The organism is Streptomyces sp. NPDC048291 (assembly GCF_043201715.1).
GTDB lineage: Bacteria > Actinomycetota > Actinomycetes > Streptomycetales > Streptomycetaceae > Streptomyces.
In genome coordinates this window covers 281,602-302,157 of the sequence record NZ_JBICZC010000010.1, presented here as the reverse complement: position 1 = coordinate 302,157, position 20,556 = coordinate 281,602, and the positions used below count along the sequence as shown (strand labels likewise).

The window sequence follows — 20,556 nt, the reverse complement described above, 5'->3', positions numbered from 1 at the left end:
CAGTCCAGGGACACCGCCCTTCTATCGGTACGAGACGGTCGTGGCGGTGCGGATGCTCCGCGGGGGCATGGTGATCCGCAGGACGTGGGTGCCGGCGTCCCAGTGCCAGGCCGAGGTCGCCAACCGGGCACCGTCCGCGCCTACTCGGCTCGGTGCCGCGCCGACGCCGAGGAAGGACACGGTCCAGGTGCGGCGGCCTGCCTGTCCGGGGAAGGTTCCGCTGGCGGGTGCGATCTTCAGCAGGTGGGTGCCCTCGTGTTCGGCGTAGCGGATCCGGGTGGTCGCCGTACGCCCGGGGTGCGCGGTCGTGCCGTCGTCCTCGTAGAGGGAGAACGCTCCGGACGCTCCCGGGGCCACCGTGACACCGACCTTGTCGAGCGGGCTCTGGACGTCGTCGGGCACGTTGTCGGACCGGGTGGTGACGATGCCGCCCGCTCGGACGAAGACCGGCATGGTGTCCAGGGTGGTCGTGATGTCGTACGTGGCTCCGCCGGCGGGCGCGGTGTAGGTGCGGCCGGTGAAGTAGTCGGTCCACCGGCCCGGCGGGAACCACACCGAGGTGGTCGTGTCGGTGCCGGGGGTGGTGACGGGGGCGACCAGCAGGTCGGGACCGTAGAGGTACTCGCTGTCCGCCTCGGTGTAGGCGCTCTCCTCCTCCGGGTACTGGAGGTACAGCGGGCGGACGATCGGGGTGCCGGTGGCCTCGGCCTGGTGCGCCAGGGTGTACGTGTACGGCACGAGCGCCTCGCGCAGCCGGAGGAACTTCTCGGCGGAGCTCTGTGCTTCGGGGCCGTACTGCCAGGGCAGGCGGTCGCTGTGGTTGCTGTGCAGCCGGTCGACGGGCTGGAAGGTGCCGAACTGCACCCACCGTGCGTACAGGTCGTCGGGCAGTCTGGTGGTGCGGTGGGTCTGGCCGTTCGAGGTGTAGGTCTCGGATCCGGGGATGCCGTACCCGTCGTTGTGGCCGCCGATGTCGTGGCTGACGGCGGTGAGGCCGGTGGCGGCCGACTCCCCCGGTGTGTAGCCGACCTCGGCGCGCAGGGTGCCCCAGTTCGAGGTGGTGTCACCGGTGAAGTGGAGGGTGCTGCGCTTGTCGGCCCAGGGACCGGTGGGCAGACCCACGCCGCCGCTGTAGCCGCCGGCCTGGAGGGAGCCGTAGGCGCGGGACAGGACGAAGCCGCGGTCGCCGGTCTCCGCGGAGGTGAGGCCGGCGTACTTCTGGTTGATCCAGGCGTCCGGGGTGGCTCCGGGCTGGGAGGAGCGGGAGGCGTCGCAGCACCAGTCGAGCCACCAGAAGTCGTTGCCCGCCTGGTCCAGCGGCCGGTGCAGGTCGAGGTAGGCCTTGAGCTGGTCGGGGTCGCCGAAGTCGAAGGTGTAGCAGTCCGGACCCGCGCTGCCCGCGCAACCGCCCTTGCGCAGCTTGCCCTTGGCCGTGTCCTGGGCCTTCGCGAACTGCGGGTCGGTGCCGAGGATGCTCGGGTGCACGTTCAGGGTGTTGTGCAGGCCTTGGCCGGCGGACCAGTCGAAGAAGGCCTTGGGATCGGGGAACTTGGCCGGGTCGAAGTTCCAGCCGCTCCAGGTGTTCGGTGACTTGAAGTCGGTGTCCGTGACCAGCACGTCCAGGGGGACGTCCGCGGCGCGGAACGCGGGCAGGATGGTGTTCTCGTAGTCGTCGGCGGTGCGGTCGATGTATTCGGAGTACCAGACGCCGTACGCCCAGCGGGGCAGCAGCTGTGACGGGCCGGTCAGGGTGGCGAGGTCGGACAGGCCCTGCCGGTAGTCGTGTCCGAAGGCGAAGAGGTAGCCGTCCTGGTAGGGCCGGCCGCCGTGGCCGGGGCGGGGAGTGGCCTTCTCGGTGGCGGTGTCGTAGACCGCGGAGGGGGTGTCGTCGAGGAGGTACCACCCGTCGCGGTGCAGGAGTCCGGGTGTGGTCCAGGGGGTGGGGTCGTTGTCGCCGTTGAGTCCGTCGAGGCTGCGGCGGTAGCCGCCGAGGGCGAGGTGGGGTGCGGGGGCGGGCTCTCCCGGCCGGCTGAGGGCGAGGGTGTCCAGGTTGACGTGGCAGCTGGTGGACTGCGGGCAGCTCAGGGTGACTTGGTCGGTGCCCGCCTTCAGCTCGACGGGGACGGAGGCCGTCTGCCAGGTGTCCCAGTTGTCGGTGGCCGGGAGCGTGAGGGTGGTGTGGGAGGTCCCGTCGCCGGTGCCGACGTCGATCGTGCGGGGCTGGTGCAGGCCGTCGCCGCCGGTGCCGTTGGCGTACCGCAGGTCCAGCAGGTAGGTGCCGTCGGCGGGCACGCCGGTGATCCGGTCCGAGACACCGGACCCCTGGTTGAGTTCGGCGGTGAAGCCGTAGCCGGCGTGGCCCCGGTGATCCGTGGCGATGACGGCGGAGCCCGACAGGAGGGCGTCCTCGGCCTCGCAACCGGTGCCGAAACGGCAGCCGTTGACCACGGTGCCGGCCCGGCCGGGATAGGTGGCACCCGAGTCGAGGAGGGCGAGGCTGTCGATGTTGACGCTTCCGGAGTCGGCGGCGGCGCGATGGAGCCTGACGGTGTGGGGGCCGGCGCCGAGCGTCAGCGGCAGGCGGGCCACACCCCAGGTGTTCCAGTCCGGGGTCGGCGGAAGCGTGAACGTCCTGTCGCCGCCGCCGTCCACGCTCAGGCTCAGGGTGCGTGCCTCGTGGTGGCCGTCGCTGCCCACCGCGTTGGCGTAGCGCACGGCGAGGTCGTAGGTGCCGTCGGACGGTGTCCGCACGTCCGCGGCGAGGGAGTTGCCGTCCACCTCGAACCCGGCGAGGAAGCCCTTGCCGGTGAAGTCCTTGTGGTCCGTGGCCAGGCCGGGACCGTCGTACTGCTGGTCCTCCGCCTCGCACAGGGCGCCGACGGTGCACACGTCGTGGCGCCAGGGTGCCGCGAGCACCGGCGTCGGCCCCGCCTTGAAGGAGGTCGTCAGGTTGTCGGCGTCGAAAGGGCCGGAGCCGATGCGGTAGCGCAGGGTCATGGCGCTGGTGGTGATGGTCAGGACGCCGTCGCTGACGGACGAGGTGTAGGGGGGTGGGGTGAAGGAGTCCCGGCCGACGGCGTTGAAGGTGGGGCTGTCCTCGAAGTGGCCGTCTCCCGCGTACTCCGTCCGGATCAGGGTCGGTGACAGGACTTCGAAGCGGGCGTCCCGCACGGTCACGGCCGGGGGGCGGGGCGACCGGCCGCCCGTGTCCGCCGCCCCGGCGCCCGGGGTGCCCAGGCAGAGTCCCAGTACCGCCATGTGGACCACGGCGAGGGTGCCCAGCCCGCGGCGGGCTCTCGGCAGGGAAGGTTTCACAGCACTCTCCGTCTCCGGCCCAGCCACGTCTGGGCGACCACGACCACGGCCAGGAACGCCCCGCTGACCACCTGCTGGTAGGCGGAGTCGAGCGAGCCGATCTGATTGATCACGTTCTGGATGACCTTGAGCAGCAGCACCCCGACGAGCGAGCCGCTGACGAAGCCGGAGCCGCCGCTGAGCAGGGTGCCGCCGATGACCACGGCCGAGATGGCGTCCAGTTCCATGCCGTTGCCGAGGATCGTCACACCGGACAGCAGCCAGGCCGCGTTGAGCGCGCCGGCGAGCCCGGCGCACAGGCCCGAGAGCGTGTACACGGAGATCTTGGTACGGGCCACCGGCACGCCCATCAGGGCTCCCGCGTCCTCGTTCCCGCCGACCGCGTAGACGTACTGCCCGAATCTGGTCCGGCGCAGCACGATCGCCCCGAGCACGAAGAGCGCCACGGTGATCCACACGGGCACTCCGATGCCGCCCGGGGAACCCTGTCCGAGGGTGGCGAAGAAGGAGTCCTTGTCGACCAGGTACGTCGTCGAGCCGTCGTCGGTGACGGCCAGCAGGATGCCCCGGGCGCCCAGCATCGCCGCCAGGGTGACGATGAACGGCGCGAGCCGGACCCGGGCGATCAGGACGCCGTTGACCAGGCCGATCAGTCCGCAGACGGCGAGCGGCAGCAGCAGGGCCACCGCGGTGCCGTACCGCGAGCCCCAGGCGGCGAGGACGCCGCCGAGGGCGAACAGCGAGCCCACCGACAGGTCGATGCCGCCGGTGACGATCACGAACGTCATGCCGAGGGCGACCACGGCGAGGAACGCCGAGGACAGCGCCATGTTCTCCAGGTTGTCGCCGGTCAGGAAGGTGTCGAAGCCCAGCGACGCCGCGGCCATGGCGATCACGAGGGTGACGAGGGCGCCGTGTTGCTGCGCGAGCCCGCTCAGCCGCTCGGCGCGGTTCGTGCGCCCGGCGCCGGCGCTCCTGCGGCTCGCGGTGTCGGCCGGCGTTCCGGCCTCTTCGGTCTGCGTGGTCATCGCCTGCCTCGTTCCCGGGCCGCGCAGACGGCGAGGACGATCACCACGGCCTGGGCGATCTGGGTCCACGACGGCGGCAGATCGTGCTTGATGAGGGTGGTGGTGAGCAGCTGGATGAGCACGGCACCCGCGACGGTGCCGCCGATCCGCACCCGGCCGCCGCTGAGCGGGGTGCCGCCGACGACCACCGCGGTGATGGCGGACAGTTCCATCAGGGTGCCGAGGGAGGTGGGGTCGCTCGCGGCGAGACGGGCGGTGGCCAGCACCCCCGCGACCGCGGCGAGGGCGCCGGAGCAGACGTAGACCACGACCAGCACCCGGCGTACGGGGAGTCCGGCGAGCCGGGCCGCCGGGCGGCTGTCGCCGATGGCCAGGACCTGCCGTCCGAAGGTGGTGCGGCGCATCACGAACGCGACCAGCGTCGCGAGCGCCGCGGCGATGAGGACCAGGTAGGGCACGCCGAGGACGTCACCGGAGCCGAGTGCCGCAAGGCCCGGATCGCGTACGTCCTCGAGCTGGGGCAGCAGGACCAGGGCCAGGCCGCGTCCGGCGACCATCAGGGCGAGGGTGGCGACGATGGGCTGGACGCCGACGAACGCGATCAGCGCGCCGTTCGCGACGCCGACCACGGCACCCGCGACCACCGCGATCAGGGCGGCGGTCCAGGGCCCGTAGCCGAGGTAGAGCGAGAGCAGGGAGGTGGCCAGGGCCATGACCGAACCCACGGACAGGTCGACGCCTTCGGTGCCGATCGCCAGGGCCATGCCCAGCGCGACGATCAGCACCGGGGCCACCTGGACGGCCTGGGTGCGGAAGTTCTCCGCGGAGGCGAAGTGGGGGGTGAAGGCGAAGTTGAACAGCAGCAGCACCAGCACGCCGGTGTACACGCCGTACTCCTGGAGCAGGCGCAGCAGCCGGGCGCGGTCCAACGTGCCGCGGGCGACGGTGAGTTCAGTCATCGCTCCCTCCGGCGGGCACGGCGGCGATGGCGCGCATCAGTTCGCCCTCGGTGACGGCGTCACCGGTCAGCTCCCGGACCACGGCGCCGTCCTTGAGGACCACCACCCGGTCGCTGCCCTCGATCAGTTCCTCGGTGTCGGAGGAGATCAGCAGCACGGCGAGCCCGTCGTCGGCGAGTTCGTCGACGAGCGCCTGCACCTCGGCCTTGGCGCCGACGTCGATGCCGCGGGTCGGCTCGTCCAGGAGCAGGACCTTCGGGTGCAGGGCGAGCCAGCGGGCCAGCAGGACCTTCTGCTGGTTGCCGCCGGAGAGCTCGCCGACCTTCTGGTGCGGGCCCGCCGCCTTGATGCGGAGCCGTTTCACGAACGTCTCCACGATCCGGTCGACGCGGGCGTCGTCGACGAGACCGAAGCGGGACAGGCCGGGCAGCGCGGCGAGCGCGATGTTCTCGCGGACCGACAGACCCGGCAGGATGCCCTCGCTCTTGCGGTCCTCGGGCAGCAGGCTGATGCCTGCGCGGACGGCCGCGGCGGTCGAGCCCGGCCGTACCGGGGCGCCGGCGACGACGACCCGGCCGCTGTCGGTGGGCAGGGCACCGGCGATGGCCTTCGCGGTCTCGCTGCGGCCGGAGCCGAGCAGTCCGCCGAGGCCGACGACCTCGCCGGGCCGCACCGAGAGCGACACCCCGTGCAGGTGATGGCGGACCGTCAGGTCACGTGCGGTCAGCACCGGTTCCGCGTCGTCCGTGTCGTGCGAGCCGGAGAACCGGGTCAGGCCTTCCGCGCGCACCTCGCCGGTCTCCCGGCCGAGCATCATGGCCACCAGCGGCAGCCGGTCGAGCTCGGCGAGCGGGCCGGTGTGCACGGCGCGGCCGTCGCGCAAAACGGTGATCGTGTCGCAGAGTTCGTACAGCTCGTCCATGCGGTGGCTGACGTAGACGACGGCGACACCGCGCTCGCGCAGCATGCGGATCACCTCGAACAGGGTCCGCACCTCGCGTGGTTCGAGGGAGGAGGTCGGTTCGTCCATGATGACGACGCGGGCGTCCACGGCGACGGCGCGGGCGAGCGCGACCATCTGCTGGGCGCCGACGCCGAGTTCGCGCAGCGGCCGGCGGACGTCGACCCGGATGCCGAGTCCGCGCAGCGCCTCGTCGGCCTCGCGGTGCATCCGCCGGAAGTCGATCAGGCCCAGCCGGCCGAGCGGTTCGCGGCCGAGGAACAGGTTGCGGGCCACGCTCATCAGCGGGACGAGGTTGACCTCCTGGTAGATGGTGGAGATGCCCGCCTGCTGGGCCTGGAGCGGGGTGGCGAAGCGGACCGGTTCGCCGTCGTACCTCACCTCGCCGTGGTCGGGCCGGTACACGCCGGTGAGCACCTTGATGAGCGTCGACTTGCCGGCGCCGTTCTCGCCGACGAGGGCGTGCACGTGTCCGGCGCGCGCGGTGAAGTCCACGTCGGACAGCGCGCGCACGCCGGGGAAGGTCTTGGACAGCCGGGTGACCGAGAGCACGTCAGTAGGCCTTGCCGAGGTCCGACCGGGCGTTGCTCCTGTCGTAGGCGCTGTCCTTGATAACGATGTCCTGCCCGACCTTCCCGCCCTTGGTGAAGGTGTCGAGGGTCTGGAAGGCGAGCGGCCCGAAGCGCGGGTTGGACTCGATCACCGCGTAGATCCAGCCGTCCACGATGCCCTGTACGGCGTTGCGGGTGCCGTCGATGGTGACGATCCTGACGTCGCCGGGTTTCTTGCCTGCGCCCTTGAGGGCGTTGACGGCGCCGAGGCCCATCTCGTCGTTCTCGGCGTAGATCCCGGTGATGCCGGGCTTGGACTGGATGAGGTTCTCGGTGACCGACTGGCCCTTCTCGCGGGCGAATTCGCCGGTCTGGCGGAACACGATCCGCAGGCCGGGTGCCTTCTCCTTGATGCGGTCCTCGAAGCCCTTGGTGCGTTCGGTGGTCACGTTGTTGCCTGCGGCGCCGAGGAGGATGGCGATCTCGCCCTTGCCGCCGGTCGCCGCGATCATCTGGTCCGCGGCCCGTTCGCCCTGCTCGGTGAAGTCGGAGCCGATGAAGCTCACGTAGTCCTTGCAGGCCGTCGCGTTGATCTTGCGGTCGATGGTCACGATCGGGATGTGCCGGGCAGCCGCGGTGCGCAGCACCGGTTCCCAGCCGTCGGAGTTGAGCGGTGCGATGACCAGCAGGTTCGCGCCCTTGGCGATGAGGTCCTGGACGTCGCTGATCTGCTTGGAGAACTGCGACTGGGCGTTGGCGGTGAGCAGCTTGACGCCCTGCGCCTTGGATTCGGCCTTGATGGAGGCGGTCTCCGCGATCCGGAAGGGGTTGGCTTCCTTCTCGGACTGGGAGAAGCCGACGGTGGCGGTCTTCAGGTCGAGTTCCGTGCCGCCGTAGGCGTCGACGGTGCAGGTCGGGCCGGAGGCCGTGCCGGGCGAGGCGACCACCTGGCCGGCGTCGTCCTGCCGGGAGGCGGAGGACTTCGGATCCGAGTCGTCCTCGGACTTGGTGCAGCCGGTCGCGAGCGCGAGGCTCGTCACGAGGCCGGCGGCGAGAAGTGTGCGAGCGGAGGTGCGACGGGCAAGTGCGGTGGGCTTCATGAGTGTCCCCAAACGGCACGGCCCCGGAGCTTGAGAGCGCTCTCGGGGAGGCTTGCTCTTGCGTCAACTCGGCGTGCTCGTCGTTCAGGGGAGGTTTTTACATCGTTGGAAGGGGCGTGTAAAGCCTTCCGTCCGAAATCTCGTCAGCGTCGGCCCAGGGTGCTCTCCCGCTCCACCAGCTCGAATTCCGCGGTCAGTTCGCGTCCGCCGGGCTCCGCGCGGCCCGACAGGCTGCGCAGCAGCGAGGCCACGGCCATCTTCGCGATGGCCCGCTTGTCCGGTGACACCGTCGTCAGGGTGACGGCCCCGAAGCGCCCCTCCGCGATGTCGTCGAAACCCACCACCGCGACGTCCCAGGGCACCCGCAGCCCCCGCTCGTGCAGCACCCGCATCGCGCCGATCGCGATCAGGTCGTTGAAGGCGAAGACGGCGTCCGGGCGCACGCCGGAGTCGAGCAGCTCGGCCATGGCACGCGCGCCGTCGTCCCGGTCCCAGCCGCCGACCGGCACCACCAGGCTGTCCGGCGCGGGCACCCCGGCCGCCGCCAGCTCGGCGCGCCAGCCGTCCAGTCGCAGGTGGGCGGGCCGGTTCACGGAGTCGGTGCGTACCCCGAGGTAGGCGATCCGGGTCCGGCCGCGGCCCAGCAGATGGCGCACCGCGCACCGGGCCGCCGCCACGTTGTCGATCGCGATGTGGTCGAAGGGCAGGCCGTACTCGCGCTCCCCTAGCAGCACCAGCGGTACGTCGCCCGGCCGGCCCCGCAGGTCCGCGGCCTCCAGGGTCAGCGGGCTGAGGATCAGCCCGTCGATCACCCCGCCGCGGAAGCCCTGGCTGACCAGGATCTCCTGTTCGCGCTCGCCCCGGGTGTGGTCGAGCAGGACGGTGAACTCGTGCTCCGCGGCGGCGTCGATCACCGCGCCGGCCAGCTCCGCGAAGTACGGGTTGCCGAGCTCGGGAACGGCGAGCGCGATGATCCCCGTCCGGCCCTTGCGCAGATGCCGCGCGGTCAGGTTGGGCCGGTAGCCGAGCTCGTCGATCGCCGCCTGCACCCGGGCGCGCATGGCCGGGGTGACGTGCGGATAGTTGTTCACCACGTTGGACACGGTCTTGATCGAAACGCCCGCGCGTTCCGCCACGTCCCTCAGGCTGACCCGCAAGGGATCTCCTCAGCGTCGATGAGTGCCCCGCGCCCCCGGGATTGTCATGTCCCTGGACAGGGGCGGAGAGCCGTGCTCTCATGCCAACTGCCGTTCCTTCCAACGTTGTACAGACAGAAGCAACGAGCCGCCACCCTTCCTCACCCAAGGAGGATTCGTGCGCATCAGACCCCTCGGACAACGCCTCGCCCTGCTGCTCGCCGCGGCACTGGGCCTGGCCGGTCTCACCGCTCCGCCCGCCGCCACCGCGGCCGAGGATCCCGTCGAAGTCCACGGCCTCAAGGGCGACTACTACACCCAGTCCGCCCCCGGCGCCTTCGACTTCCACGAGCTCAAGGCCACCGGGTTCGACCCGAACCTCGACTTCGACACCCTGGAGCCGCGCCTGAACTTCGCCACCGGCCAGTCGGACGACGTCAGCGTCCGCTGGACCGGCAAGATCGTCCCGGAAAGGACCGGCCCCACCACCTTCTCGATCATCGGCGACAACGGCTTCCGGCTCTGGGTGGACGGCCGGCTGGTCATCGACCACTGGGTGGACGACTGGGACATCGAGCAGACGAGCCAGCCCGTGGAGTTGACGGCGAACCAGGCCTACGACATCAAGGTCGAGTACTTCGAGCACTACGGCGGCTCCAACCTCCACCTGCGCTGGACCCCGCCCGGCGGCACCAGGACGGCCGTACCGCAGTCCGCGTTCCGCCTGCCCGACGGCTTCGACTACGACGGCGCGATCTCCACCGCCGTCCAGGCGAGCGGCCGTACCCTCGCGCTGGAGTTCGCGCGGCCGCTCAGCGCGCCGCCGGCCGGACTCGGCGAGCATCTCGACGCGGTGATCGGCGGCGCCACCTGGCCGCTGGGGACGGCTCGCCTGGACTCCACCGATCCCCGGAAGCTGCTGATCGCGCTCAAGGAGCCGGTCGTCGGCAACAAGACCGGTACCGCGTCCGGTGTCGCCGACGTGCGCTACGACGGTCGAGGCGGCCTGGCCGGCACGGATGGCAACGTTGTCGGATCCTTCTGGAGCAGCGGTGCCAACAAGTCGACGTACGAGTTGCGCACCAAGTGGGCCGACGAGGTCGGGCCGGACAACGCCCACCCCGAGTACCCGAGGCCCCAGCTCACCCGCGCCGACTGGCAGAACCTCAACGGCACCTGGCAGTTCGCCGCCGCCACGGCGGGCGAACAGCCGCCGGTGGGCAGGAAGCTCGGGGAGAAGATCCTCGTCCCGTTCCCCGTCGAGTCCCAGCTGTCCGGGCTCGAACGGCACGAGGACCGCATGTGGTACCGGCGTACCTTCACCGTCCCGGCCGGCTGGAAGATCGGCTCCGGCAAGCGGCTCCAGCTGAACTTCGGCGCGGTCGACTGGCGGGCCGAGGTGTACGTCAACGGCACCAAGGTGGCCGAACACCAGGGCGGCTACGACAAGTTCAGCGCCGACATCACCGACGCGCTGAAGCCCGGCCGCACCCAGGAGCTCATCGTCGGCGTCTACGATCCCACCGACGCGGCCGACGGTGAGAACCCGCCGGTCGGCAAGCAGCGTCTGGACCCGAGCGGCATCTGGTACACGCCGACGTCCGGGATCTGGCAGACGGTGTGGATGGAGCCGGTGGCCGCCGACCACGTCGACCGGCTCAGGCTCACCCCGGACGTCGACGCCGGCACCCTCACCGTCGAGCCGCAGGGCGTCCGCGCCGGCCTGCCGGTCACGGCGACCGCCTACGCGGGCAAGCGGAAGGTGGCCACCGTCACCGGCCGCAGCGGCGGGCCCCTGACCCTGCACATCCGCAACCCGCGGCTGTGGTCGCCCGACGACCCGTACCTGTACGACCTGAAGGTGAGCGTCGGAGCCGACCGCGTCGGCAGCTACTTCGGGATGCGGTCGGTGCAGGTGGAGAAGGTGAACGGCGTGCCGCGCACCCTCCTCAACGGCAAGCCGGTCTTCATGATGGCCACCCTGGACCAGGGCTTCTGGCCGGACGGCCTGTACACCGCCCCGACGGACGAGGCGCTCGCCTACGACCTGAGGATGCACAAGAGCATGGGCTTCAACGCGGTGCGCAAGCACATCAAGGTCGAGCCCGACCGCTGGTTCTACTGGGCCGACCGGCTCGGACTGATGGTGTGGCAGGACATGCCCGCGATGACGGCCGGGGTGAACCCGTCCGCGCAGGCGCGCGCCGAGTACGAGCGCGAGATGAAGCAGATGATCGACGAGCACTACAGCAGCCCGTCGGTCGTCATGTGGGTCACCTTCAACGAGGGCTGGGGCCAGTACGACATGGCCCGCATCGCCGACCAGGCCAAGTCCTGGGACCCGACCCGGCTGGTCAACTCCATGTCCGGGCTGAACCTGGGCGAGGACGGCGGCACCGGCGACATCATGGACGAGCACGGCTACCCCAGTCCGGCCCTGCCGCCCCACCCCGACGGCCGGCGGGCCCTGGTCAGCGGCGAGTACGGCGGCCTCGGCCTGGCCGTACCGGGACACGCCTGGTCGGTGCAGCAGTCGTACGTCGACGTCGACCCGGCGACCTACACGGACGACTACCTGGCCAAGCTCGCCGAGGTCCACGCGCTGGCCTGCCAGGGCGGCAACGGCGCGGTGTACACCCAGATCTCGGACGTCGAGGGTGAGCTCAACGGCCTCATGACGTACGACCGCAGGGTGGTCAAGCCCGACGTCGAGCGGCTCAGGACGGCCCAGCAGGCGCTGATCTCGGACGCCTCACGGGCCACCCCGGCCGGGTGCGCTTCCTGACGCCCGCCCGGAGCCGGCGCACGCCTCCCCGCGCCGCGCCGCGTCTTCCGCGCAGGCGGTGAGAAGGGTGCGGTCCGCCGTCGTACGGGCGACGGCGGACCGCACGGACCGCCCCGGCTCCTGCGCACCCCCTGGACACGGCCTCCGAACCGTGCTGTCATGCCGCTTGGTCCGTACCTTCCAACGTTGAAATACCTCAGGTGCCTGAGCGACCAGCTCACGGGCCCTGGTCCCCGCACGTCCCGAATCGTGCCAGGAGGCTCCCCCATGCCCCTGAACCGCAGACACTTCGTCGCCGGCGCGCTCACCGTGACCGGGTCGAGCGGTCTCCCGCTCGCCCTGGCCGGTCCCGCACACGCCGCGGCGGCGGCGCGAGTCACCCCCGCCGCCGGCGGGCTCTACTCGCCCAACGCGGCGCCCCTCTCCCCCACCGCCTTCCTCCGGCTGCCGCCCGGCGCGGTCACCGCACGCGGCTGGCTCGGCAACCGGCTGCGGCAGCAACTCGCCGGTCTGTGCGGCCAGTACGCCGCGATCTCGCATTTCCTGGTGATGTCCGACTCCGGCTGGGCGCACCCCGAGCACACCGGCTGGGAGGAGGTCCCGTACTGGCTGCGCGGTTACGTGGACCTGGCGATCCTCACCCAGGACGCCACCGCGCTGGACGCCGTCCGCCGGTGGATCGACGCGATCGTGGCCACCCGGCAGTCCGACGGCTGGTTCGGTCCCACCGCCCTGCGTACCTCGCTCGGCGGCGGCCCGGACTTCTGGCCCTTCCTGCCGCTGACCTGGGCATTACGCAACTGGCAGGAGTACAGCGGCGACGCGAGGATCGTCCCCCTGCTCACCGGCTTCTTCCGCTTCATGAACGCGCAGGGGCCCTCGGCGTTCGACCAGAGCTGGGTGTCGATGCGCTGGGGCGACGGCCTGGACAGCGTCTTCTGGCTGTACAACCGCACAGGCGACTCGTTCCTGCTCGACCTCGCCGACAGGATCCATGCCAACGGCGCCGACTGGGTCGACAACCTGCCCTCGCTGCACAACGTCAACATCGCGCAGGGGTTCCGCGAGCCCGCCCAGTACGCGCTGCGTTCGCCGTCCGCCGCGCTCACCCAGGCCGCGTACCGGAACTACACGTCGGTGATGACCTCGTACGGCCGGTTCCCTGGCGGCGGGTTCGCCGGCGACGAGAACGCGCGGCCCGGCTTCGGCGACCCCCGGCAGGGCTTCGAGACCTGCGGGATCGTCGAGTTCATGGCCAGCCACCAGCTGCTGACCCGGATCACCGGCGACGCGGTGTGGGCCGACCGCTGCGAGGACCTGGCCTTCAACTCGCTGCCGGCGGCGCTCGATCCGTCCGGCAGGGCCGTCCACTACATCACCGGCGCGAACAGCACCGACCTCGACAACGCGGCCAAGACGCAGGGCCAGTTCCAGAACGGCTTCGCCATGCAGGCGTTCATGCCGGGCGTCGACCAGTACCGCTGCTGCCCGCACAACTACGGCATGGGCTGGCCCTACTTCACCGAGGAGCTGTGGCTGGCCACCCCCGACAAGGGGCTGGCGGCGGCGATGTACGCGCCCAGCCGGGTCACCGCGAAGGTCGCCGACGGCACCGCGGTGACCGTCACCGAGACCACCGACTACCCCTTCGGCGACACGGTCACGCTGACCGTCTCCACGCCGAACCCGCTCGCCTTCCCGCTGTACCTGCGGATCCCCGGCTGGTGCGGATCCCCGCAGGTCACCGTCGCGGGCACCGCCGTGGCCGCGTCGGCCGGTCCGTCCTGGACCGTGGTCCGGCGCACCTGGACCGACGGCGACACCGTCACGCTGCACTTCCCGCAGTCGACGGTGCTGCGCACCTGGACCGGCGACCGCCAAGTCACCGCGGTCGACCGCGGACCGCTCACGTACTCGCTGAGCATCGGCGAGAACTACGTGCGGTACGGCGGCACTTCCCAGTTCCCCGAGTACGAGGTGCACGCGACCTCGGCGTGGAACTACGGACTCGCGCCGGACGACGGCCCCTGGACGTTCAGCCGCGGCGACGGCCCGCTGCCGGACGATCCCTTCAGCCGCGACACGACGCCGGTCCGGATCACCGCGCCCGCGCGGAAGATCGCCGAATGGCAGGCGGACGACCAGCACGTGGTCTCCCCCGTACAGGACTCTCCGGCACGCAGCACCGCCGCCGTCGAGGCCGTGACGCTGATTCCGATGGGCGCCGCCCGGCTGCGGATCTCCGCTTTCCCCACCACCTCACCGACCGGCCACCCGTGGCAGCCGGTCGCCGTCCACCGGCTGATCCGCAACCAGAACTCCGGCAAGGTCATGGGCGTCGACCTCATGTCCACCGCCAACAGCGCACACGTCGTCCAGTACGACGACAACGGCACCGCCGACCACCTCTGGCAACTCATCGACAACGGCGACGGCTGGTACCGCATCCGCAACAAGAACTCCGCCAAAGTCCTCGGCGTCGACCTCATGTCCACCGCCAACAGCGCACACGTCGTCCAATTCGACGACAACGGCACCGCCGACCACCTCTGGCAACTCATCGACAACGGCGACGGCTGGTACCGCATCCGCAACAAGAACTCCGCCAAAGTCCTCGGCGTCGACCTCATGTCCACCGCCAACAGCGCACACGTCGTCCAGTACGACGACAACGGCACCGCCGACCACCTCTGGCAGTTCGTGTAGGGCCGTGTATTCGCCCCGCTGTTTCGCTGCGTCATTTCCCTTACTCGGAGGTCAGGCACATGCGATTGCGTCTCGCAAGACCACTGCGCGGCAGATGGAGAAGAACCCTCGGTCTGTTTGCCGTCGGCGCGCTGACGGTGGCGGCCACCGTCAGCGGGTCGCTCACCGCCCAGGCGGCCGTGCCGCCGGCGCCGGCGGGCTTCTCGCTCACCTGGAGCGACGACTTCAACGGCGCGTCCGGCACCGGCATCGACCAGAGCCTGTGGAAGTACGACACCGGGCCGGGCAGCAGTTTCGGCACCGGTGAGATAGAGACCATGACCAGCAGCACCTCGAACGTCTACTACGACGGCCAGGGCCATCTGGTGCTCCAGGCCCTGCACTCCGGTTCCGACCCGCGCAGCGGATGGACGTCGGGGCGCGTGGAGACCCAGTCGGCTTCCTTCGGCGCACCGGCCGGCGGAGTCGTCCGCATCGAGTCCGTCCTGCAGCAGCCCAACGTCACCACCGCCAACGGCGCGGGCTACTGGCCGGCGTTCTGGATGCTCGGCGCACCGCTGCGCGACGGCGTGGTCTGGCCGAAGTCCGGCGAGATCGACGTCATGGAGGACATCAACGGCCGCAGCTCCGACTTCAGCACCATCCACTGCGGTGTGAACCCGGGCGGGCCGTGCAACGAGTCGACCGGCATCAGTTCGGGTGAGCGGGCGTGTGCGGGCTGCCAGACCGGCTTCCACGACTACGCGGTGGAGATCGACCGCTCGGTGTCGCCGGAACAGATCCGGTTCTACCTGGACGGGAACAACTTCTTCACGGTCAACGCCAACCAGGTGGACGCGACGACCTGGTCGGACGCGATCGACCACCCCTTCTTCATCATCTACGACCTCGCGATCGGCGGCGGCTTCCCGGACGCGTTCGGCGGGGGCCCGAACGCGGCCACGGTCTCCGGCGGCAAGCTGGTCATCGACTCGGTGGCCGTGTACAACAAGGGTGTCGGCTCCGGCGGCGGCGGTTCGGTGACCGGGCAGACGATCACCGGTCCGGGCGGCAAGTGCGTGGACGTGTCCGGTGACGACACCGGCGGCGACGGCACCGCGGTCCAGCTGTGGGACTGCCAGTCGGCGGCCAAGGACCAGCACTGGACCTGGAGCGGCCAGACCCTGCAGACCCTCGGCAAGTGCCTGGACATCGCCGGCGGCAACAGTGCCGCGGGGACCAAGCTGCAGCTCGCCACGTGCAACAGCGGCGGCTACCAGTCGTGGGTGCGGCAGACCGACGGTTCGCTGCGGAACCCGACCAGCGGCCGGTGCATCGACTCGCCCTCGGGCGCCACCGCGAACGGCACCCGCCTCCAGATCTGGGACTGCAACGGCTCAGGCGCCCAGAACTTCGCCATCGGCACCCCGATCTACGGTCCGGGCGGCAAGTGCGTGGACGTGTCCGGTGACGACACCGGCGGCGACGGCACCGCGGTCCAGCTGTGGGACTGCCAGCAGGCGACCTCGCTCGACCAGAAGTGGACCTGGAACGGCCAGACCCTCCGCACGCTGGGCAGGTGCCTGGACATAGCGGGCGGGGTCAGCACGGCCGGCACCAAGCTGCAGCTCGCCACGTGCAACGGCGGCGGGTACCAGAACTGGGTGGTCAACGCCGACGGCTCGATGTACAACCCGACCAGCGGCCGGTGCATCGACTCGCCCTCGGGCGCCACCGCGAACGGCACCCGCCTCCAGATCTGGGACTGCAACGGCTCGGGCGCCCAGAAGTTCGCCCTGGCCTGACCGAAGGTGCGGGATCGCGGGATCCCCGCAGCCGGTGGGGGTCCCGCACCCGCCCCCCGGTTCCTACGGCGAAGTGCCGTCCCGGGCCGGGGGTTTCAGCTCTGGACGGTGAGCAGGTCGGCAAGGCCGATGCGGGTGAGGAAGCCGCGGCGGATGCGGTCGGCGGTCACGGAGACCTCCTCGGATCCGTCGTCGGCGGGGTCGACGTGCACGCGGTAGGGGCGCTTTCCGGCGGGCAGGGCGACGATGCGGGCGATCTCGTCGGAGACGAGCGACGCGGGCGCGTCCTCGGGGGCGAGTGCGGCGAGCTTGGTCGCCAGCTGGTCCATCAGGCCGGGGTACCGGCTCTCGTACTCGGCCTCGACGGCGGTGTCGTCGGGGTGGCCGGAGTGGGCGAAGTGGTTGGTGCCGCTGGTGAACGAGCCGGGGACGACGATCGAGGTCTCCACGCCCCAGCGGGCGAGTTCGCCGGCGTAGGACACCGCGAGGGAGTCCATGGCGGCCTTGGCCGCGAAGTAGGGGGCGAGGTAGGGCGGGGTGCCTCCCTTGACGCTGGTGCTGGACACCCAGAGCACCAGTCCTCGCCGGCGTCGGCGCATGCCGGGGAGCACGGCGCGGTTGACGCGCTGGGTGGACAGGACGTTCACGTTGTAGAGCTCGGCGAGCTGGTCGGGGGTGAAGGCTTCGGCCGGTCCGGTCACCATGTGCCCGGCGTTGTGGATCAGCACGTCGACGCGGCCGTGGTCGGCCTCGATCTGCGCGACGGCGGTGTCGACCGAGAGCTGGGAGTTCACGTCGAGTTCGATGGACCGCAGGTCGACGTGGTGGTCGTCGGCGTACTGGGCGGCGGCCCGGACCTGGGGGGCGTTGCGGTCAGTGGTCCGGCGCATGCCGGCGTAGACGGTGTGGCCGGCGTCCGCCAGCGCACGGGCGGTGAGTGCCCCGAAACCGCTGGAGGCGCCGGTGATGACGACGATGGTGCCGGTGGTGCCGGTGGTGGACATGGACGTGGTTCCTTTCCGCGATGGCCGTGCAGGGGTGGGGTGGTCCGGGTGCGGCGGGGTCAGGCGAGTCCTCCGTTGGCGTAGAGGACCTGTCCGTTGACCCAGCGCGCGGGACCGGCGAGGAACGAGACGACCTCGGCGATGTCCTCGGGGGCGCCGAGCCGCTCCAGCGGGGTCGCCTTCGCGAAGTTCGCGATGGTGGCGTCGTCCTTGCCGTCCAGGAACAGCGATGTGGCGGTGGGCCCTGGTGCGACGGCGTTGACGGTGACGTCCCGGCCGCGCAGCTCACGGGCGAGGATGAGGGTCAGGCCCTCGACCGCGGCCTTGCTGGCGACGTAGGCGCCGTAGCCCGGCAGCTGGGTGCGGACCACGGAGGTCGAGACGTTGACGATCGCGCCACCCGGGCGGACCCTGCGTGCCGCCTGCTGGGAGACGACGAAGGTGCCGCGGATGTTCGTGCGGTGCATCCGGTCCAGGTCGGCGAGGTCGAGCGTCGCGACGGGGGACAGGATCATGACGCCGGCGGTGTTCACGACCACGTCGATGCCGCCGAAGGCCGACTCGACGGCGTCGAAGGCCGCGCTCATCGCGCCCTCGTCGGCGACGTCGCCGCCCACGGCCAGGGCCCTGCCGCCGGCGGCGGTGATCGCGGCCACGGTCTCCTCGGCCCTGGCCTTGTTCCCCGCGTACTGCACGGCGACCGCGAATCCGTCCTGGGCGAGCCGCTCGGCCGCGACGCGGCCGATGCCGCCCGAGCCTCCGGTGACCAGTGCGACACGGGCGGTGGTGGGGGTGCTGCTCATGGGGGTCTCCTCTGCGGACGCATCCAAATGAACGACACGTTCATATAAGCATGAAATGAACGCGCAGTCCATATCTTGGGGCGTGGCGAGTCCTCCCCGGGCCGCACGAGGGTGTGCCGGATGTCGCACAGGCTTCTCCACCAGGTGTCCGCCGCTTCACGCAGGGGCCTTGGAGTCGGCCTGGGATGGCGGGGCGGTGCAGTGGACACGGGTGGCGCCGCACTCGTCGAGTCGTACGTCGGGAGAGGCATGTCTGTCAGAGCCGGGACGTTCGGGCACGCGGTACGAAGTGGGCGCCGGAGGGCGGGGCGGGGTCTCGCGCTGGGGGCCGTGCTGGCCCTGGTCGCGTTCGTTCCGCCTGCCGATGCGAGCACGCGGACCGGGGGCGCCACCGCGGACACCGCGGCGTGGACCACCCGGTACGTAGCGCCCGGGGTCGAGGTCCGTACCGGGGTGCTCGGTGACCCGCGGGCCGCCGGTGTGTGGACGGTCACCGTCCAGGCTCCGGCCGTCAACCGCCTCACGGGCGCCGCCGCCTGGGCCCCGCTGGGCGACCGCGGGTGGGCCGACACCACCGCCGGGCAGGTGCGGGCCGCCGGGTTCACGCCGCGCGTGGAGCGGGTGACCTGGGACCAGTACGCCGACACGCCGCACGGCACGATGGGCTGGCAGGTCAGGGCCGGCGCGTACGCCACGCAGGCCGAGGCGGTGACGCTGGGCTCGGCGATGTCGGCAGCCGGTTTCCGCACCTCCGTCGAGTGGACGGGCTACGACGGACGCAACCCCGCCGACGCGGAACGCGTCCACGTCGCCGTCGTCGATCCGGCCCGGCTGCGCGGCACGGTCGAGGTGAGCGACGGCGGGAACACCGCCGACCGCGAGAAGACCTCGACGGTGGCCGCCCGCCTGGGCTCCCTGGTCGGCGTCAACGGCGGGTTCTTCGTCACCTCCGACGCGGACGGCGTCCAGGGCACCTCGGCCGGGCTGTCCGTGGTGCACGGCGAGTTGCAGTCCATGGCGGCCGGTTCCCGTGCCGCGCTGATCCTCGCCGACGGCGGACGGCACGTCCGGGTCGCCGACCTGTCCACCACCGCGACCGTCCGTTCCGGCTCCGCCGTCCGCGCGGTGCGGGGCGTCAACCGGGTCCCGGGCAAGGTGCGCAACTGCGGCCTCCCCGGCACCGTACCCACCGAACTGCCCCGCCAGGACCTCACCTGCTCGCTCGCGGACGACCTGGTGAAGTTCACCTCCGAGTTCGGGGCGCCCCTGCCGACCGGCCCCGGTGTCCAGGTGGTCCTCGACCGGCACGGTGCCGTCGTCTCCCAGGGCGACCGCGGCGGCTCCGTGCCCGCCGGCGGCTCGGTCCTCCAGGGCACCGGCACCTCGGCCGCCTGGCTCACCGAACACGCCGCGCCGGGCCGCCGGCTGGAACTGCGCGAGACGGTCCGGGACGCCTCGGGCAGGCAGGTCCGGCTCGGCCCCGACGACAGCATCGTCAGCGCGGCCCCGACCCTGGTCGAGGACGGCCGGGTCCACATCGACGCCGCCGCCGAGGGCACGCTCGACCCGCTCGACCTCTCCTTCGGGTTCGCCTGGTCCAACGTGCGCCAACCGCGCACCCTGGCCGGCGTCGACGGTCGCGGGCGCCTGCTCCTCGTGACCGTCGACGGCCGCCAGCCCGGTGTCAGTGAGGGCTTCACGCTCGCCGAGGCGGCCCGGTTCATGCGCTCGCTCGGCGCGGTCCAGGCGCTCAACCTGGACGGCGGCGGCTCCACCGCCATGGCCGTCGACGGCAGCCTCGTCAACACCACGTCCGACACCACCGGCGAGCGGGCCGTCGGCGAGACGGTCCAGGTCCTGCCGCACACCGGCCGGGACTGACCACCCGCACGGCACCCCGTCCCCCCCTTCGGCCGCCCGGCTTTCCGCCGGGCGGCCGACACGGCGACGGCCCGGCCCGCCGGCGCCGCCCCCGCGCCCGTCACGCACGACGACTTCAACAACGACGGATACCGCGATCTCGTGGGATCGGCCCCCGGCGGAACCGTCAGCGGGCAGCAGGGCGCCGGCTGCGTCGCCGTCCTGCACGGCTCCGGGAGCGGCCTGTCCCGCGCGCACCGGGCGACGTTCAGCATGAGCACCCCCGGTGTGGTGGGCCTCGCCCGGAGCGGCGACCACTTCGGGCAGGCCACGTCCACCGCGGACCTCGATCGGGACGGCTACGACGACCTGGTCGTCGGGGCTCCCGGCGAGGACGGCGGCAACGGCGGAGTGTGGGTCTTCCCCTCCGCGGGCAGCGGGCCCTCGGCCGACCGGTCGTGGTCCTTCGACGGCGGCACCCTGCACGCCCCCGTCCCCGACGCCCGTCTCGGGCAGACCATCGCCCCGCACGGCCGCTGACGGCACGGCAGGAAGGGGCGTCCC

General features: G+C 71.5%; 13 protein-coding genes and 1 pseudogene. 6 read left to right on the top strand and 8 right to left on the bottom strand.

Going from position 1 to position 20,556, the window contains the following annotated elements; translation table 11 throughout:
* Window positions 1-21: 21 nt before the first annotated feature.
* From ACGF5O_RS27475 to ACGF5O_RS27450, 6 genes are all read right to left on the bottom strand, one after another.
* Window positions 22-3,258, bottom strand: a complete 3,237-nt coding sequence (locus ACGF5O_RS27475) for a TIM-barrel domain-containing protein (protein ID WP_393812713.1) — start codon at window positions 3,256-3,258, stop codon at window positions 22-24.
* Between the two features lie 53 nt (window positions 3,259-3,311).
* The gene (locus tag ACGF5O_RS27470; RefSeq protein WP_393812536.1) at window positions 3,312-4,343 is read right to left on the bottom strand and encodes an ABC transporter permease; all 1,032 of its coding nucleotides are present in this window, start codon (window positions 4,341-4,343) and stop codon (window positions 3,312-3,314) included.
* The gene (locus tag ACGF5O_RS27465) at window positions 4,340-5,302 is read right to left on the bottom strand and encodes an ABC transporter permease (RefSeq protein ID WP_393812535.1); all 963 of its coding nucleotides are present in this window, start codon (window positions 5,300-5,302) and stop codon (window positions 4,340-4,342) included. The genes ACGF5O_RS27470 and ACGF5O_RS27465 overlap by 4 nt, the downstream gene beginning before the upstream one ends.
* On the bottom strand, window positions 5,295-6,815 hold the full coding sequence (locus ACGF5O_RS27460) for a sugar ABC transporter ATP-binding protein (RefSeq protein ID WP_393812534.1): 1,521 nt from the start codon (window positions 6,813-6,815) through the stop codon (window positions 5,295-5,297). The genes ACGF5O_RS27465 and ACGF5O_RS27460 overlap by 8 nt, the downstream gene beginning before the upstream one ends.
* Window position 6,816: 1 nt before the next feature.
* Window positions 6,817-7,914 (bottom strand): ABC transporter substrate-binding protein, encoded by a 1,098-nt coding sequence (locus tag ACGF5O_RS27455; protein WP_393812533.1) that lies wholly within the window; start codon window positions 7,912-7,914, stop codon window positions 6,817-6,819.
* 143 nt (window positions 7,915-8,057) lie between these two features.
* Entirely contained in the window at window positions 8,058-9,071 is a 1,014-nt protein-coding gene (locus tag ACGF5O_RS27450; RefSeq protein WP_393812532.1) for a LacI family DNA-binding transcriptional regulator, read from the bottom strand.
* Window positions 9,072-9,228: 157 nt separating this feature from the next.
* Here ACGF5O_RS27450 and ACGF5O_RS27445 point away from each other — a divergent pair, with 157 nt between their 5' ends.
* The 3 genes from ACGF5O_RS27445 (at window position 9,229) to ACGF5O_RS27435 (ending at window position 16,325) form a co-directional block, all read left to right on the top strand.
* A complete protein-coding gene (locus ACGF5O_RS27445) occupies window positions 9,229-11,835 on the top strand; it encodes a PA14 domain-containing protein (protein WP_393812531.1) in 2,607 nt (868 codons plus the stop codon).
* Window positions 11,836-12,102: 267 nt separating this feature from the next.
* Window positions 12,103-14,541, top strand: a complete 2,439-nt coding sequence (locus ACGF5O_RS27440; RefSeq protein ID WP_393812530.1) for an RICIN domain-containing protein — start codon at window positions 12,103-12,105, stop codon at window positions 14,539-14,541.
* A gap of 59 nt (window positions 14,542-14,600) precedes the next feature.
* Entirely contained in the window at window positions 14,601-16,325 is a 1,725-nt protein-coding gene (locus tag ACGF5O_RS27435; protein ID WP_393812529.1) for a ricin-type beta-trefoil lectin domain protein, read from the top strand.
* A 95-nt stretch (window positions 16,326-16,420) separates the two neighbouring features.
* Here the strand turns inward: ACGF5O_RS27435 and ACGF5O_RS27430 are convergent, their stop codons facing one another.
* A complete protein-coding gene (locus ACGF5O_RS27430) occupies window positions 16,421-17,329 on the bottom strand; it encodes an SDR family oxidoreductase (RefSeq protein ID WP_393812528.1) in 909 nt (302 codons plus the stop codon).
* Window positions 17,330-17,388: 59 nt separating this feature from the next.
* Complete coding sequence (locus ACGF5O_RS27425) at window positions 17,389-18,132, bottom strand: SDR family oxidoreductase (protein ID WP_393812527.1); 744 nt, start codon at window positions 18,130-18,132, stop codon at window positions 17,389-17,391.
* Window positions 18,133-18,381: 249 nt separating this feature from the next.
* On the opposite strand from ACGF5O_RS27425, the gene ACGF5O_RS27420 reads away from it, so the two are divergent.
* The 3 genes and pseudogenes from ACGF5O_RS27420 to ACGF5O_RS27410 all read left to right on the top strand — a co-directional run bounded on the left by ACGF5O_RS27420 (window position 18,382) and on the right by ACGF5O_RS27410 (window position 20,532).
* On the top strand, window positions 18,382-20,013 hold the full coding sequence (locus ACGF5O_RS27420; RefSeq protein ID WP_393812526.1) for a phosphodiester glycosidase family protein: 1,632 nt from the start codon (window positions 18,382-18,384) through the stop codon (window positions 20,011-20,013).
* A gap of 120 nt (window positions 20,014-20,133) precedes the next feature.
* Window positions 20,134-20,202 (top strand): annotated as a pseudogene (locus ACGF5O_RS27415) (hypothetical protein); the annotation flags it as partial.
* A 63-nt stretch (window positions 20,203-20,265) separates the two neighbouring features.
* Window positions 20,266-20,532: an FG-GAP repeat protein gene (locus tag ACGF5O_RS27410; protein ID WP_393812712.1), complete on the top strand. Its 267-nt coding sequence runs from the start codon at window positions 20,266-20,268 to the stop codon at window positions 20,530-20,532.
* Window positions 20,533-20,556: the final 24 nt, after the last annotated feature.

Bases quoted from the DNA above. Each gene is read 5' to 3' on its own strand.
- ACGF5O_RS27455 (WP_393812533.1), bottom strand. From the start codon at position 7,914: ATGAAGCCCACCGCACTTGCCCGTCGCACCTCCGCTCGCACACTTCTC.
- ACGF5O_RS27425 (WP_393812527.1), bottom strand. From the start codon at position 18,132: ATGAGCAGCACCCCCACCACCGCCCGTGTCGCACTGGTCACCGGAGGC.
- ACGF5O_RS27475 (WP_393812713.1), bottom strand. From the start codon at position 3,258: ATGGCGGTACTGGGACTCTGCCTGGGCACCCCGGGCGCCGGGGCGGCG.
- ACGF5O_RS27465 (WP_393812535.1), bottom strand. From the start codon at position 5,302: ATGACTGAACTCACCGTCGCCCGCGGCACGTTGGACCGCGCCCGGCTG.
- ACGF5O_RS27435 (WP_393812529.1), top strand. From the start codon at position 14,601: ATGCGATTGCGTCTCGCAAGACCACTGCGCGGCAGATGGAGAAGAACC.
- ACGF5O_RS27470 (WP_393812536.1), bottom strand. From the start codon at position 4,343: ATGACCACGCAGACCGAAGAGGCCGGAACGCCGGCCGACACCGCGAGC.
- ACGF5O_RS27410 (WP_393812712.1), top strand. From the start codon at position 20,266: ATGAGCACCCCCGGTGTGGTGGGCCTCGCCCGGAGCGGCGACCACTTC.
- ACGF5O_RS27430 (WP_393812528.1), bottom strand. From the start codon at position 17,329: ATGTCCACCACCGGCACCACCGGCACCATCGTCGTCATCACCGGCGCC.
- ACGF5O_RS27420 (WP_393812526.1), top strand. From the start codon at position 18,382: ATGTCTGTCAGAGCCGGGACGTTCGGGCACGCGGTACGAAGTGGGCGC.
- ACGF5O_RS27440 (WP_393812530.1), top strand. From the start codon at position 12,103: ATGCCCCTGAACCGCAGACACTTCGTCGCCGGCGCGCTCACCGTGACC.